Below are 15,457 nucleotides of genomic sequence, written 5' to 3'. Positions count from 1 at the left end.
CCGGATGGATTTAGGCGCCGAGTAGGGTCAATCAGACAATATTAAGTCATTCTTAGATTATGGAGCGGTACAGTAATGCACATAAAAACTTTATGATAGCACCTTATCTCGGATAAACGATGGTTATTGAAATCATCATGAAGCCCTGAGATAAGGTTCTTTCTTTTGTTTTATGTAATGAGTAGGTATCGGCACGCGCCAGCGGAGAGGACGAAACGATTCCGAAGAAGCGAAGCGGTCGCCTTTGCACCCGAATTTTCACCACAGTGTAATCGTTCAGAAAATTTGGGGGCAACAGCGATCGTAGGAACGTTACGTACCTGGAGCGGTCTAAAAGCGCAAAAGTGACGTGCTCGGAGCTCTATTACTTTTTTGGTAAAAACATGAATCTTACACCGATGTAAGATTGGTGAAAGAGTGATCGATAGGAGAAGCTCCGCCGGATGCTATACACTAACCTTACAAGATATGAATAACGAAGGTGAGGTTTACAAGATGGAAATACTAAACGTGCGCAATCTGGGCAAAGTCTACAAGGCCGCGGTGTCCCACGAGGCGCTTTCCAATATCAATCTGAGCATCAACGAAGGAGAATTCGTTGGCATCATGGGACCATCCGGGAGCGGAAAAACAACGCTGCTTAACATGATATCCACCATCGACCGTCCCACATCCGGGGAGATTCTTATTGGCGGGGAAGATCCGTTCCGTTTATCCCAGGATAAACTCGCGATGTTTCGCCGCCGAGAGCTCGGGTTTGTCTTTCAGTCCTTCAACCTGCTGAATACGCTGACGGTGAAGGAGAACATCCTGCTGCCCTTGGCGCTGGACGGGGTGGATCTGGATGAGATGAATCGCCGGGTAGGGATATTGGCCGAGAAGCTGGGCATAACATCGATACTGGATAAGCGGACTTATGAAATATCGGGGGGACAGGCGCAGCGGACGGCGATAGCACGGGCCATGATCCATGTACCGAAGCTGGTTCTGGCCGATGAGCCGACAGGCAACCTGGACTCCAAGTCGGCCCGCGACGTCATGGAGATTATGGACCGGGGAAACAAGGAAGACCAAGTGACGATGCTGCTGGTCACCCATGACCCGGTGGCAGCAAGCTATTGCAATCGGGTGGTGTTTATCAAGGACGGACAGTTGTACAACGAAATCACGTACGGCGAGAGCCAATCGGCCTTCTACCAAAAAATCATCAACGTGTTATCGCTGCTGGGAGGTTCGGGACATGAATTTTCGCCAGTTCGCCATTAACAACGTCCTGCGCAGCAAGCGCACGTATATTGCCCATTTCCTGAGCAGTGCCTTCTCCGTCATGATTTTCTTTACTTATGGGCTGCTGTCGTTTCACCCGCAGCTGAAGGACGGCCTGGTCTCCTCGAGCGATACCATGTCCATGCTGGGCACAATGGGCATGACGGTATCGCAATACATCGTGTTTGTGTTTTCATTCTTCTTCCTGCTGTATTCGGTGGGGGCTTTCATCAAGGTCCGGAAAAAGGAGTTCGGCATTCTGCTGATCCTTGGCATGTCCCGCAAGCAATTGAACCGGATGCTGTTCATCGAGAACATCCTGATTGGCGCAGCGGCGATCGTGGTCGGCATCGGAACGGGCCTGCTGTTCTCCAAGCTGATTCTGTTAATCAGCGCCAAGCTGCTGGCCGTGGATACCGGACTTCCGTTTTATTTTCCGCTCGAATCGCTGATGATCACGGCAGCAGCTTATGCCGTATTGTTCCTGCTGATTGCGCTGTTCTCCTCGTTCATGCTGCGGAAGGGCACGCTGCTCGCCCTGGTGAAAGCAGAGGAAAGTCCCAAACCGCAGCCCAAAGCCTCTCCTTGGCTGGCTGTGCTGGCTGTCCTGTTGATTAGTGCCGGATACGGTATGGTTTTGGCTTTTGCGATTCTCCAAATCTTTAATTTTATTCTGCTGTTTGGAGGCGTTGTTCTCGTTGTCATCGGCACGTATTTTCTCTTCACCCAGTTCAGCGTATATTTTATGCGGTATCTGCAGAAGAAAGAACGGTTCTTCTTCCGTCGTACCAATCTGCTGACGATCTCGGAGCTGCTGTACAGAATCAAGGACAATGCGGTGATGTTTTTCCTCGTTTCGGTTATCTCGGCATCTGCCTTTACCGGCATCGGGACCACGCTCGCAATTGGAGATCCGGGCCTGTCGGCCATGGAGAATCCTTATGCCTACACATACTCCATGTATGATGAGGACGCTGATAAAGGGAATCGGCATCTTGATATCATCAGGGAGGAGATTAAAAAAGGCGGGTTCGATTATAAGGAGGCGGAGGTTACCCCGATTTTCTCGGATAACGGGGTGCAGCTGGTTAAGCTTAGCCAATATAACCGTCTCATTCAGTCACTGGGTTACCCGGCAGAAACATTGGGCGATCTGGAAGGAATCTTGACTCCGGGAACAGTCTCGGAGAAGAACAGCTACCGAATCAACGGTCCTTTAAATAGTCAGTTCGAGGTATTAAACGGCAAGAAATCGGAAATCGTCAAGGTGCTCAAAGCCGAAACGTTTATTGCCGTACCGGCAACCTATGGCGAGACGCTGGTCGTATCCGACCGCTTGTACGACGATGCGTTCAAGGCACAGCAGGATCAGGATGAGGAGTACGGTTATGCGGCATACCATACGTTTTTCGTTCAGGATTGGAAGAATACTGGGGATGTATCCAGAGCGATTCTGGATCGTCTCAACGAGAATGAGGACTACAGTTATTATGTAAAATCATTGTATATGGATTGGAAAAGTGCTCAGCAGCAGAACGGCATTCTGCTTATGGTAAGCGGCTTGGTCGGCATCGTGTTCTTCACCTTCGCGGCAAGCTTTGTTTATTTCCGGCTGTACGCGGATCTTGCCCGGGACGAACAGCAGTATCGCATGATTGCGAAGGTCGGACTCAGCAAAAAAGAGCTTGGCACCATCATTACCAAGCAGCTTGTCATTATGTTCTTTTTGCCGATGCTGATCGCACTCATTCATAGCGGCGTTGCCTTCGTAGCCCTGCAGCAACTGGTAGACTTCTCGATTGTTGGGCACAGTTTGAAGATCTTTATCTTCTTCCTGAGCATCCAGGTCATATATTTCTTTATTACTCGCTGGCGTTATCTGGACCGTCTCAACAAAATCATTCAGTAAAAATCGCCATTTCTTCGTTGAAAAGTGCCAAAACGGGTATGTTATTACAAGAAGCATTTACAACGAGAAGTGGGGGCGATTCCATAATGAATGATCACAGCATGTTAAAGACTGGTGCAGTAGAGACGGAAGAGATTACGCCGGATATTCTATCCTTGCGTACGGTTATGGTGAACGTCCAGATGATCGGTACGCCGGGGACGGGCGACTGGGTACTGATTGATACGGGACTCGGAAATTTCGAAGGATCCATTGTAGAAGAAGCTGAGAAAAGATTCGGAAAGCCGCCGGTTTGCATTGTGCTCACCCATGGCCATTTCGACCATGTCGGGAATGTGAAGGAATTGGCGGACCGCTGGAGCGTACCTGTCTACGCTCATCGGGATGAACTCCCATTCCTTACGGGAAAAGAAGACTATCCACCAGGTGATCCAAGCGTGGGCGGCGGATTGATGGCCCGCGTTGCCCCGATGTATCCGAACAAAGCCATCGATCTGGGCTCCAGGATACAACCGCTGCCGGAGGACGGCAGCGTGCCGGGTCTTTCTGAATTTAAATGGCTGCCGACACCGGGCCATAGCCCCGGCCATATTTCTCTGTTCCGCGAACGAGATCGAGTACTCGTAGCGGGAGACGCGGTGATTACGGTGAAGCAAGAGTCGGCGTTAGCCGTCATCGGGCAGGAGAAGGAGCTGCATGGTCCGCCGATGTATTTTACCCCGGATTGGAATCTTGCGCGGGAGTCGGTTCGCCGCCTGTCAAGCTTGAATCCCGGAGTTCTGATCACGGGACACGGAGTTTCGATGCGGGGTGAGGAGCTTACCGCTTCACTTGAACGGCTAGCTCGAGATTTTGATCGTTTGGCCGTTCCCGAGCAAGGTCGATATGTGGATAAGGAACCGAATTGAATGAGAACGGATCAATCATCCGTTTCATGACATGAACGATTTATAGGCTGAACGAGACACCGTAAGGGCGATGACCTTGCGGTGTTTTTTCATAGGCTGAATATTCAATATGGAAATGATTAACGGAATTGTGCGAAAATGAAGGTGATGGCAACACCAGATTTTTAAAAAAAAGATGAACTGGCGTGAACCTAATCGCGCTCTCAGGCATCTAACTTATGTAAGGCCAAGGAAGTGTTGCAGAGGAGGTCTCCCAATGTGAACAAGAAATCCAATATAGAACGCGATGTCCAGCTTGCCAAGCATGGGGATCGGGAAGCCTTTAGCAGGCTGGTCCACGCTTGTGAGCGTAATTTGTATGGCTTGGCCCGCTTGTATTTGAGGCGGGAAGAGGATTGCGCGGATGCCGTACAGGAAGCGATTTATAAATCCTTCGCAGCGATGTCGACCTTAAAGCAGCCTGCTTATTTTAGAACATGGCTGTCCCGCATTCTTATTCATGAATGCCTGCAACTGCTGCGCTCCCAGCAGCGGCTGCGGACGGTTGAACTTGCCAATGGGGGTGCCGATGCACTGCCGTATGAAGCGATCGAACTCAACGAAGCCGTGACCCATTTGGAAGATGATTTACGCAGAGTTATTCAGCTTCACTATTATCGGGATATACCGATCAACCATATCGCCAAGATGGTAGGTATACCGGAAGGAACGGTGAAATCCCGGCTGTACCGGGCGCGTGCCATATTGGCGGAAAGATTGGATCCTTCCACGGAAAGGAACGTGAGCCATGACCCGATAGTATGTAAGGAGCCGAGTCTGAAGAACTTTGCTCCTATACTCATGATGATCCGGACGGTTAGGCTTATCGGGGATTACGATATCATTCACAGATCATGGGGTGTAACGGCTTGATGGAAACGAAACAGAAGGTCAGATTGATGGACAAACCCGACCTTGGAGCATGTTCCGAGTTGATGCTCAAGGTCTTTAGCGGCGAACCCTGGTTCGATCAGTGGGACTCCGTGCAGCATGTGCAGCAATACCTCGGGGAATTTATGGACAATCCGGTATTCCTGGGATTTGTTATAGAACAGGATGGTAAGATACTGGGAGCTTGTTTTGGTCATACGAAGAGCTGGTATAGCGGTGAGGAATACTATATCCAGGAGTATTATATCGATACCGATCTGCAGGGCGGCGGACTAGGTTCGGCATTAATGCATGGCATAAAGGAGTATTTGAAATCGATTAACATTCATTGCATGGTGCTGCTTACGGAAAAGGATCTTCCGGCGGAAGATTTTTATCGGAAACACGGTTTTGAAGTGAAGAAGGATATCATTTTTATGGCCAACAGATTTTAGTCGGCGGGATTTATATTGAAAATAGGGGAGCTGTCTTGATGTCGGTGCGTGTTCATAACTAACCAAATTGTATAGGACTCTGGCTTGTGTTTTGGCAAAAACCCACTTTATGTGAGGTTTATTTGTCATGGCGCGAAGGCTCTGAGTCCACCTGGTTAAGAACACAACAGCCATCCCTTATATATTGACTGTACAGCCGTGCCCCGGGCACGGCTTCCCGCTGGGGGACAGAAGGTGGACGATGGTTCATGGACTTCTGTCCTTTTTTTATTACTGCAGCACGTATGGGGTTACGTGTGTTCTTTTCCAGGGGCAATAACCACCCCATATTCAGGAAAAGAGCGTGATTCACATGATGAATTATATAGAAGAAGTGAAAACCAAGGTTCGTTTGCAGGAAGGCGTTCAGGTGATTGAACAGCTGCTGGTAGCGAGTTATATGCGGCCCGGTATTTCAACCAAAGAACTGGCACGACATACGTATCTACCCGTTCCAATCACTGCCGCAATCAAGAAGGAGCTCATCAAGGCAGGTGCTCTCATTCAAGAGCGGGGAGTTCGCTGCACCTCTGCCGGGAAGGTGTATGTTGAACATGAACTGGGATACGGCGGGATCGATCAAGATCTGTATCAGAAGCTTATGGCCGAGGAAACCGATTGGCAGCCGGAGCTTTCTGATGTACTAGCGAGGCTCACGGAGATCCTGGAGCAGCGCCCCCAAGTCGATGTTCAGATCGACCAATCCCAATGCACGGTTGAGACGAGTCTTCGGAGAGCCGTTCTGTGTCTGAGGGAGAACAGCCTGATCGGCAAGAACATCCTGTGCGTTGGCGATGACGACCTCGTGAGCATCTCGCTGGGTCTGCTGCTTAAACGGCTGTTCCCGAACGCAAAGGACCAGAGAGCCGCCATTACCGTAATGGATATCGATGAGCGATTCCTGCGGTTTATCCAGGGCGCGGCTGCAAAAGAAGGCTTATCGGTTGCATGCAGACATATCGATTTTAGGCAGCCGTTGCCTGAGGGCTGGAACGGGCAATATGATTGCTTTTTTACGGATCCGCCGTACACGCTTCAAGGGCTGACCCTGTTCTTATCCAGAGGGATTAGCGCGTTGAAACACGAGAAGGGATGCCCCATCTTTCTCTCCTTCGCCCACAAATCTCCCGATTTCACATGGTCCATGCAGCGTGAATTCGTCCGTATGGGTTTGTCGGTAAAGCAGGTGCTGCTTCATTTCAATCAATATATCGGAGCGCAGATGATCGGCAATAGCGGTCAGATGATCGTGCTAACAACGACGGAATTTACGGAGCCGCATATTACGGATTCTTTCGAGGAGGAGCTCTACACAGGCGAGGTTAGGCGAACGGTCCGAACCTACAGATGCATTCAATGTCAGGGCGAGCTGCAGGTAGGCGTGCAGGGTGATTATTCCACGATCGAGGATTTGAAGAAGCAGGGCTGTCCCGTATGTGCCAATCTTACGTTCACATGGCTGGCTAAGAAAACGATCTGACTTATCTTTGTGGAAACAATCGGGGGGAGGTTATAATAGGAGGACAGAGGAAGGGGAGGGCTATGAAAGTATTAGTATTGGCTGAGAAGCCGTCCGTTGCCAAGGAAATTGCGAGAGTAATGGGCAGCCGCGAGAAGCAGAAGAATTATTTTGAAGGACCGAAATATATTGTGACCTGGGCGCTTGGACATTTGGTAGGACTTGCCGAACCCGAGGACTATGATAAGAAGTACCAGACCTGGGCGCTGGAGGATTTGCCGATCCTCCCGGATAACACGAGACTTAAGGTGCTGAAGGAAACAAGCCACCAGTTCAAGACGGTTCAGCATCTGATGAAGCGCCCGGATGTCGGCGAGATGATTATTGCCACCGATGCTGCCCGTGAAGGGGAGCTGCTTGCACGCTGGATCCTCAAAATGGCGAAGTGGAACAAGCCGTTCAAGCGGCTGTGGATTTCTTCCCAGACGGATAAGGCGATCAAGGAAGGTTTTGCATCACTCAAGCCGGGGCAGCAGTTCGACCGGCTGTATGAGTCCGCACGCTGCCGGGCGGAAGCGGATTGGATGGTTGGACTGAATGTGACGCGTGCGCTGACGACCAAATTTAATGCACAGTTGTCGGCAGGCCGGGTTCAGACGCCAACGCTCGGGATGATCATGGACCGGGAGAAGGAAATCGTGAATTTCCGCTCTCAGGAATATGAGACGCTGCAGGCGGATCTTGGGAATTTTGAGGTTTCGTGGCGTCCGGCCGGCGGAGACGGTCGTCTATTCGAGAAGGATAAGGCGGCCAAGCTGAAGCAGAAGCTGGAGGGCAGCACCGGTAAAATCGTCAGCGTGAAAAAGAGCGAGAAAACCGAGCCGCATCCGCTGGCCTATGATTTGACCGAATTACAGCGGGATGCCAACCGCCGATTCGGGTTCTCTGCCAAGCAGACCTCGAACGTACTGCAGCGCCTGTATGAGCAGCATAAGCTGGTCACCTATCCGCGTACGGACAGCCGTTACCTGACATCGGATATGGTCGGAACGTTGAAGGAGAGACTGTCGAGCATCGCGATCGGGCCCTATGCCTCCATTGCACGTCCGCTGCTGCGTAAAAATTTATCGCCGGGCAAACGGGTCGTGGATGACAGCAAGGTTACGGATCACCATGCCATCATTCCAACCGAACAGACCGTGCTGCTGAATCAGCTGTCAGTGGATGAACGCAAGCTGTACGATCTTATCGTACGCCGTTTCATCAGCTTGTTCTATCCTCCTGCACGCTACGATAACGTATCGGTTACCGTTCAGATTGAGGGAGAACAGCTCTACGCAAAAGGAACTACGATCAAGGACAGCGGCTGGCGCGAGGTATATGGCGGCGATTATGACGATGACGCTGAAGACGAGCAGGACGATGTTCAGGGCCAGTCTTCAGGCAAGCTCCTGCCGGAACTGCGAGAAGGAGAGTCGGTGAAGGTGGTCCGCTGCGTACTGAAACCGGGACGCACCCAGCCGCCGAAGCGTTATAACGAAGCGGCGCTGCTCTCCCAGATGGAGAAGCACGGCCTGGGAACCCCCGCGACTCGGGCTGATATCATCGAGAAGCTGGTTAGCTCGGATACGATCGAACGGCAGGGGCAAACCCTCCATCCGACAGGCAAAGGCAAGCAGCTGATCGAGCTTGTCGCTCCAGAGCTGAGAACACCGGAACTCACGGCACGCTGGGAGGCCGAGCTCGAACGGATCGCGAAAGGACAAGGCAAGCCGGAACCGTTCTTGCGTGGAATTCGGGACATGACCAAGAAGCTGGTCACGGATGTGAAGGGAAGCGAAGCGGAGTACAAACCGCATAATGTCTCGAACAGCCACTGTCCGGATTGCGGGACAAGACTGCTGGAGAAGAAGACTAAGCGCGGCAAGCTGCTTGTCTGCCCGAGTGACGATTGCGGATACAAGCGTTCAGGCGAGAAGCGCCTGTCCAATCGCCGCTGTCCGCAGTGCCACAAGAAGATGGAGATGAAAGAAGGCAAGGCGGGGCTGTTCGTGCAGTGTCTGGGCTGCGGCATTACGGAAACGCTGAAGAAGGATGCCAAGCATGTGAACAAACGCGAGGAGCGGAAGCTCGTTCAGCAATATAGCAAACAGGAGTCGATCGGTTCGAACCTGGGCGACCTGTTGAAGGCGGCCCTCGAGCAGAAGGGGAAGGAATAATCTGCATAAAGCTTCTCCCAATTGCTGAAAAGCGATTTTCTTGCCGTCGCTAGCATAACCTCGGGTAGAATGGCTCATTCTACGGACAGGGGGTGATTTGCATGCCGAATCATAAAGCAAGAAAAAGCGAAAACCAGCAGAACAAATCAAGCATTCTTGAGGAGAGCAAGACCCTCAAACCGAAAAAGGCTGCAGACTATGTTCCGAGCCTGAATGAAATATCCAAGAATGAATCATAAGTTTTGAGTAGTGGTTGAGCATGGCCTGGTTGTCATTATACCGGACACGGGTTCGTTGGAATTATGACGTCGGCCGTGTCCTAATAATGGCATTCATAGAGGGGCATGATCCAAGATTATTTAGCCGGCATTGTCTTCATTAGCCTGCAGTTTTATAATAGCCATAGAATGTATAGCAAATGGCTGATTGGGGAAGATCGATCAGTTGGAATGGGGGGGGCGTGAACCAACGTGAGACCTGCACTGATCGTTTGGTTTATTTTTATCAATGCGGTAGCCTACCTGGTCATGTCGGAGGATAAACGGCGTGCCCGAATGGGACGGGATCGGGTTCCGGAGAGAACGCTGTTTCTGCTGGCTGCTATAGGCGGGGCCTTGGGTGTATGGATTGCCATGTACCGCAAGCGTCATAAAACGAGGCATTTATCATTTAAAATGGGCGTGCCGCTGTTGTTAGTCGTGAATGTCGCGCTATACACGTACTTCTGGGGATAATCTGTTTAATCTGAACTACATAGGAATATCTCAGCGAGTGAGCAAGCTCGTTTCATAACGGTATGAAGTTGTTTAATAATAAGTAGTAGGTCTTTTAACTGTAGTAGGTCTCTTAACTATAGAAAGAGGTGGCCTGTATGCTTTTTACTAAAATTCTTCTAGCTTACGACGGCTCCAAAGCAGCGAATAAAGCGCTCGGACGTGCGGTTGAACTTGCCAAGGTAACACCGGGAGCTACGCTGGATGTCATTCATGCTTACGATTTTCCGCGTTTCTTCGTTGGGGAAGGGCTTGCCCCAATTCCAGCTTCACTTAATAAAGATGTCTACGATCTTGCTGTGCAGACGACAGAGGAAATCCGCGAGCGGATTGAGAAGTCAGGCGTCAACGGCCAAGTGGAGATGATCCAGGGTCCTCCGGCTGAAGTCATTCTGGAGTATGCGAATCAGAACGGCAGTGACCTGATTGTCATCGGCAGCCGCGGTCTTGGCGGTATCCGCGAGTTCGTACTGGGCAGCGTCAGCCATAATGTAGTGCAGCATGCAAAGATTCCGGTGCTGGTAGTAAAATAATGTTGTTGGGACGCTTAGGCGTCCCTTTTTTATAGAGATAGGAAAGTTTAACGTCAGAGGCTCCCTATTCTTAACTCGGAGAATAAACTTCCGCTAAAGCCGTTTTCAGAGAAAATACCTCGAGGACATATTTCCTTTAACAGCGGTTCGTGAGGCGGGTAGGTGCTTTTTTGTTAGAGGAGGTTCGTATGGAAATTTATGTTCTAATTATATTCGTTGTACTGGTCGGTCTTATGGTCTCCAGCCGAATGACGGCGATGGAGAAGCGAATGAAACAGCAGCAGAACACGTTAAATCAAATCGCAAACCAACTAGGAATACCCGAGCCGCCGGTTCTTGATCATGTCAAACAGCTGCTGGCCGACGGGCAGGATATTAAAGCGATTAAAATTGTAAGGGAAGAATTAGGATTGTCTTTGGTTGAAGCCAAACAATATGTAGATGCAATCAAGTATGGCGAGCAGTAAACTATGCTTTTTTCAGTGAACAGGGCGTGAAAGGCAGTTTCTTTCTGTTATAGATGAGGTGTTGCATTCTCCAGGGTAAGTTCCCAACGTCCGCCGAGGTATTCGATCTTGTGCAGCCCGGTATTTGCCGCCGGGAAGAACGGGTTCTTATTGCTCCACTCCATATCCTTCATCATATGGTAAATGATATTGATAACTCCGCCGTGAGTGACAACCAATACGTTCTCATGATCGTTTGTTGCAAGCTGATCCTGGCATAACCTCGTGAAGGTTTTCTTAATCCGCGCAAAATTTTCCCGGGGGCTCTCACCGCCAGGGTATCTTTCGTCCATCCGTAAGCTGGAAAAATACAACCCGGGAAATTTTTCTTCCGCTACAGAGTTGGGTATTCCGGCAAGCAGACCGTTATTCATTTCCCTCCAATCCTCAGAGTTACGAAATGGGAGGCCAAGCTTATCGGCAATGATGGCAGCAGTCTGATAAGCCCTCTGCAGATCGCTGCACACGATCCGGTGGATATTAAAATCATGCTTGTGTTCGTTCAAGTATTGCCCCAGCTTCTCCGCTTGCCTGATCCCTTCGTCTATGAGCCCGCGCTGGCTCCACCCTCCGCGGTACCCTTCTTCATCTTGACCATGCCTTACGAGATAAATAGCCATTGGTTCCTCCTTAGTAATAGATTCTGCTTAGTAATATTCAAATATAGATATCGGATTAAAGTTTTGTCGTACTTCATATTCATGTCGGATGATAAGATTTCGACACTCGCCCCCATCTTCCTTGTAAGTAGCTACAATTAAAGAGCAGAACACGGCCTTATTTTATTCTGCGATAATACTTTTCCCTTACCCTCTATGCAGCAGCAAAAAAAAGGTTCCCACTCCAGCGGAGCGGACGAATCGTGGATGGAGAAGCGCCAGCGTTCGCCTTTAAACACGGGAAACACCCTATATTGTTCAATCCAGTTTCCTGTGTTTAACAGCCGATCGGAATCACGATGCGTCAGCGCAGCGCTGTCATCACTGCCAGCACCTTTTTTATGAACGACCGTTGCCCTTGCCTTCAATAAAGCCCGCAATCTCCAAGAAGTTTTTGCAGCTGTATTGCTCACTCCCTAGATACGAACATTATTTTTTATGTAAATCCGATTGTTCGTGTTTAGGTTGACATTTGGTGTCAGAAATTGATAAACTGAGGATGTTGAGGTTCAAAATAACTTATAAAGCGTGATTGATGAAATTTAATATTTCTCGTATAAAGCCGGGGATATGGCCCGGAAGTCTCTACCCGGAAACCGTAAATTTTCGGACTACGAGGGAATACAAACGGTGCGGCTACGACGGGGCTTGGTTTCATGTTTGCCTCTTTGGCGGCGGATGCGCAAGACTCTTCTGCTTGACGCAGGCAGCAGCGTTCGTAATCCTTGTATGTCCGAGACCTGCACAGATTTTGTGTTTACGGGATCGGACTTTTTTTTCAGCAGCAGCCATTATATTGTCGAATTTCGAAGAAAGCGGGGGTAACTCATGACAGCACAAGTAGGAGTCATTATGGGAAGCCAATCAGATTGGGATACGATGTCCCATGCATGCCAGGTGCTAGACGAGCTTGAAATTCCTTATGAGAAAAAAGTCGTATCCGCTCACCGGACGCCGGACTTGATGTTCCGGTATGCCGAGGAAGCGGAGGGCCGGGGGCTTCGCGTCATTATAGCCGGAGCCGGCGGGGCCGCTCACCTGCCCGGAATGGTCGCTTCGAAGACGGTATTGCCGGTTATCGGCGTTCCGGTTAAATCGAAAGCGCTGAAGGGGCTGGATTCATTGTTGTCGATCGTGCAGATGCCGGGCGGCATTCCGGTAGCAACCGTAGCGATCGGTAAAGCGGGAGCAACTAACGCCGGATTGCTCGCCGCCCAGATTTTAGGCACTTCGGATGCAGGGATTCGGGAAAGAGTGCAAGCGCGCCGGGACCGTATCCGTGACGAAGTGCTGGAAAGCAGCGATAACCTATGATGGAGAACGGAGCACAGCAGACGAAGGTCTCTAGCAAAAAGCTACTGCCTGGTTCCGTCATTGGTGTACTTGGCGGGGGACAACTCGGACGGATGATTGCGCTGGACGGGATCCGGATGGGATATTCGTTTGTCACCCTTGATCCGACGCCGAACTCCCCGCTTGGCCAGATGGCTGAGCAGGTTACGGCCCGGTATGACGACGTTGAGGCTGCCCGGCAGCTCGCCGTCAAAGCGGACGTCATTACGTACGAATTCGAAAATGTCGATGCGGGCGTCGCCCAGCTTCTGGAGGAACAGTCTTATGTTCCCCAGGGAAGCAAGCTGCTGTACACCACGCAGCACCGCTTGCGCGAGAAGGCCGCAATTGAAGCGGCCGGCGTACCGGTTGCGCCGTATCGTGAAATAACAAGCTTGGAAGATTTACAGTCCGCCGCCTCTGAACTTGGACTTCCGTGCGTGCTTAAGACCGCCATGGGAGGTTATGATGGTAAAGGGCAAGCGGTTCTCCGCAGCGAAGATGAGCTGGAATCAGCCTACAAAGAGCTGGCTGCCAGCGGGACGGAGCTGGTGTTGGAGAAGTTCGTGAAGTTCGCGTGCGAGATCTCCGTGATCGCGGCGCGTACGCCCAGCGGCATCGTGAAGAGCTTTCCCCCGGCAGAGAATGTGCATGTCAACAATATTTTGCACTTGTCGATTGTGCCTGCTCGCGTGACAAGCGAAGTACAGCGCAAAGCATGTCAGCTCGCGGAACGCGTAGCTGAAGGCATGGGAGCTGTTGGCCTGCTGGCTGTCGAGATGTTTGTGACCGAGGATGGGGAGCTGTACGTGAATGAGCTTGCACCTCGTCCGCATAACTCGGGTCACTACACGATGGAGGCATGCTCAACCTCTCAATTCGAGCAGCATGTAAGAGCGATCTGCGATCTGCCGCTCGGGGACACAACGCTGCTGAGCCCGGTCGTCATGGTGAACCTCCTGGGACAGCATCTGGAGGAAGCGGTACGGCGCTTTGGAGAGCACGACGCGCTTGCAGAGTCTCTCGGTGTTGTGCCTAAGCTTCATCTATACGGCAAGAGCGAATCGAAGCTTAACCGCAAGATGGGACATATCAACCTCTTGTGCGGGGATGTCGATGACGCGCTCGAATGGGTAGAGAAAACTAATATTTGGAGGCAGGATTAAACGATGATTGAACGTTACAGCAGACCGGAAATGCGGGCGATTTGGACCGAGGAGAACAAATTCAGAGCATGGCTGGAAGTGGAATTGTGCGCATGTGAGGCATGGGCGGATCTCGGCGTCATTCCGAAGGAAGATACCGTTAAGCTTCGCCAGAATGCAACCTTTAATATGGATCGGATTTATGAAATCGAACAGGAAACCCGCCATGATGTTATCGCCTTTACACGCGCGGTTTCGGAAAGCCTTGGCGAGGAGCGCAAATGGGTCCACTACGGTTTGACTTCGACGGATGTGGTGGATACCGCGATGGGATATCTGCTCAAGCAAGCCAACGATATTTTGGAGCAGGACATCCTGCGCTTTATCGGTATTTTGAAAGAGAAGGCACTGGCTTACAAGCATACCCCGATGATGGGCAGAACGCATGGGGTGCATGCAGAACCGACAACCTTCGGTTTGAAAATGGCGTTGTGGCATGAAGAAATGATCCGCAACCTGGAGCGCTTCCGCCATGCGGCCGACGGCGTGCAGTACGGCAAAATATCCGGAGCCGTTGGAACGTATGCCAACATCGATCCTTCGGTTGAAGAATTCGTCTGCCGCAAGCTTGGCACGAAGCCGGCGCCGATCTCGACCCAGACGCTGCAGCGTGACCGTCATGCGGAATACATGGCAACACTTGCGCTCATCGCGACTTCGCTCGAGAAGTTCGCTACCGAAGTCCGCGCACTCCAGAAGAGTGAGGTTCGCGAGGTCGAAGAGGCATTCGCCAAAGGACAAAAAGGTTCCTCCGCAATGCCGCATAAACGGAATCCGATCGGTTCGGAGAACATCTCGGGTCTTGCGCGCGTCATTCGCGGCCACATGGTTTCGGCTTACGAGAACGTGTCGCTCTGGCATGAGCGGGATATTTCCCACTCCTCGGTAGAACGTATCATCCTGCCGGACGCTACGATGCTGCTAAACTACATGCTGAACCGCTTCGGCAACATCGTGAAGAACCTGACCGTCTTCCCGGAGAACATGAAGCGCAACATGGCTCGCACGTTCGGCGTTCCTTTCTCGGGCCGGATCATGACGAAGCTGATCGACAAGGGCTTCAGCCGCGAGCAAGCGTACGATACCGTTCAGCCTCGGGCCATGCAGGCATGGGAAGAGCAGCGTCAATTCCGCGAGATCGTGGAATCCACGCCTGAGATCACCGAGGTGCTCAGCACCGAGGAGATCGAAGATGCATTTAATCCAAGCTGGCACCTGAAGCATGTGGATACGATTTTTGCCAAGCTGGGATTGGAGTAGTAAGAATTTTTATTAGCGCCTGAAG

At 51.1% G+C, this 15,457-nt stretch carries 15 protein-coding genes and 1 riboswitch; of the genes, 14 read left to right on the top strand and 1 reads right to left on the bottom strand.

Annotated elements, in window-relative coordinates; translation table 11 throughout:
* Positions 1-495: 495 nt before the first annotated feature.
* From M4D81_RS30090 to M4D81_RS30040, 11 genes are all read left to right on the top strand, one after another.
* Entirely contained in the window at positions 496-1,266 is a 771-nt protein-coding gene (locus M4D81_RS30090) for an ABC transporter ATP-binding protein (RefSeq protein WP_260069155.1), read from the top strand.
* Positions 1,241-3,175 carry an FtsX-like permease family protein gene (locus tag M4D81_RS30085; protein ID WP_260069154.1) on the top strand — a complete coding sequence of 645 codons (1,935 nt, stop codon included), beginning with the start codon at positions 1,241-1,243 and terminating at the stop codon, positions 3,173-3,175. The genes M4D81_RS30090 and M4D81_RS30085 overlap by 26 nt, the downstream gene beginning before the upstream one ends.
* Positions 3,176-3,261: 86 nt before the next feature.
* Positions 3,262-4,083 carry an MBL fold metallo-hydrolase gene (locus M4D81_RS30080; protein ID WP_260069153.1) on the top strand — a complete coding sequence of 274 codons (822 nt, stop codon included), beginning with the start codon at positions 3,262-3,264 and terminating at the stop codon, positions 4,081-4,083.
* A gap of 258 nt (positions 4,084-4,341) precedes the next feature.
* Positions 4,342-4,995, top strand: coding sequence for a sigma-70 family RNA polymerase sigma factor (locus tag M4D81_RS30075; protein WP_071221571.1), 654 nt, complete (start codon positions 4,342-4,344; stop codon positions 4,993-4,995).
* Positions 4,995-5,447 (top strand): GNAT family N-acetyltransferase, encoded by a 453-nt coding sequence (locus M4D81_RS30070; protein ID WP_260069152.1) that lies wholly within the window; start codon positions 4,995-4,997, stop codon positions 5,445-5,447. Before M4D81_RS30075 ends, M4D81_RS30070 begins: the two co-directional genes overlap by 1 nt.
* Positions 5,448-5,799: 352 nt before the next feature.
* Entirely contained in the window at positions 5,800-6,966 is a 1,167-nt protein-coding gene (locus M4D81_RS30065) for a bis-aminopropyl spermidine synthase family protein (protein ID WP_260069151.1), read from the top strand.
* A 62-nt stretch (positions 6,967-7,028) separates the two neighbouring features.
* On the top strand, positions 7,029-9,164 hold the full coding sequence (locus M4D81_RS30060) for a DNA topoisomerase III (RefSeq protein ID WP_220686531.1): 2,136 nt from the start codon (positions 7,029-7,031) through the stop codon (positions 9,162-9,164).
* A gap of 101 nt (positions 9,165-9,265) precedes the next feature.
* The gene (locus M4D81_RS30055; protein WP_181469949.1) at positions 9,266-9,403 is read left to right on the top strand and encodes a hypothetical protein; all 138 of its coding nucleotides are present in this window, start codon (positions 9,266-9,268) and stop codon (positions 9,401-9,403) included.
* A 231-nt stretch (positions 9,404-9,634) separates the two neighbouring features.
* Complete coding sequence (locus M4D81_RS30050) at positions 9,635-9,898, top strand: DUF1294 domain-containing protein (protein ID WP_071221567.1); 264 nt, start codon at positions 9,635-9,637, stop codon at positions 9,896-9,898.
* Positions 9,899-10,035: 137 nt separating this feature from the next.
* Positions 10,036-10,470, top strand: a complete 435-nt coding sequence (locus M4D81_RS30045; protein WP_071221566.1) for a universal stress protein — start codon at positions 10,036-10,038, stop codon at positions 10,468-10,470.
* Between the two features lie 188 nt (positions 10,471-10,658).
* The gene (locus tag M4D81_RS30040) at positions 10,659-10,937 is read left to right on the top strand and encodes a winged helix-turn-helix transcriptional regulator (RefSeq protein WP_260069150.1); all 279 of its coding nucleotides are present in this window, start codon (positions 10,659-10,661) and stop codon (positions 10,935-10,937) included.
* Between the two features lie 47 nt (positions 10,938-10,984).
* Here M4D81_RS30040 and M4D81_RS30035 read toward each other — a convergent pair whose 3' ends face one another.
* On the bottom strand, positions 10,985-11,596 hold the full coding sequence (locus M4D81_RS30035; protein ID WP_260069149.1) for a histidine phosphatase family protein: 612 nt from the start codon (positions 11,594-11,596) through the stop codon (positions 10,985-10,987).
* 571 nt (positions 11,597-12,167) lie between these two features.
* Positions 12,168-12,269: riboswitch (purine riboswitch) on the top strand.
* A gap of 194 nt (positions 12,270-12,463) precedes the next feature.
* Here M4D81_RS30035 and purE point away from each other — a divergent pair.
* The 3 genes from purE to purB are packed head-to-tail and all read left to right on the top strand — an operon-like array spanning position 12,464 to position 15,432.
* A complete protein-coding gene (gene purE, locus M4D81_RS30030; protein ID WP_009592351.1) occupies positions 12,464-12,949 on the top strand; it encodes a 5-(carboxyamino)imidazole ribonucleotide mutase in 486 nt (161 codons plus the stop codon).
* The gene (gene purK, locus M4D81_RS30025) at positions 12,946-14,133 is read left to right on the top strand and encodes a 5-(carboxyamino)imidazole ribonucleotide synthase (RefSeq protein WP_260069148.1); all 1,188 of its coding nucleotides are present in this window, start codon (positions 12,946-12,948) and stop codon (positions 14,131-14,133) included. Before purE ends, purK begins: the two co-directional genes overlap by 4 nt.
* 3 nt (positions 14,134-14,136) lie before the next feature.
* Positions 14,137-15,432 carry an adenylosuccinate lyase gene (purB, locus tag M4D81_RS30020; protein WP_260069147.1) on the top strand — a complete coding sequence of 432 codons (1,296 nt, stop codon included), beginning with the start codon at positions 14,137-14,139 and terminating at the stop codon, positions 15,430-15,432.
* Positions 15,433-15,457 lie beyond the last annotated feature (25 nt).

Origin of the sequence: Paenibacillus sp. p3-SID867, from assembly GCF_025142895.1 — a bacterium.
Classification (GTDB): Bacteria; Bacillota; Bacilli; order Paenibacillales; family Paenibacillaceae; genus Paenibacillus_AQ.
This window is presented reverse-complemented; position numbering and strand designations above follow the sequence as displayed.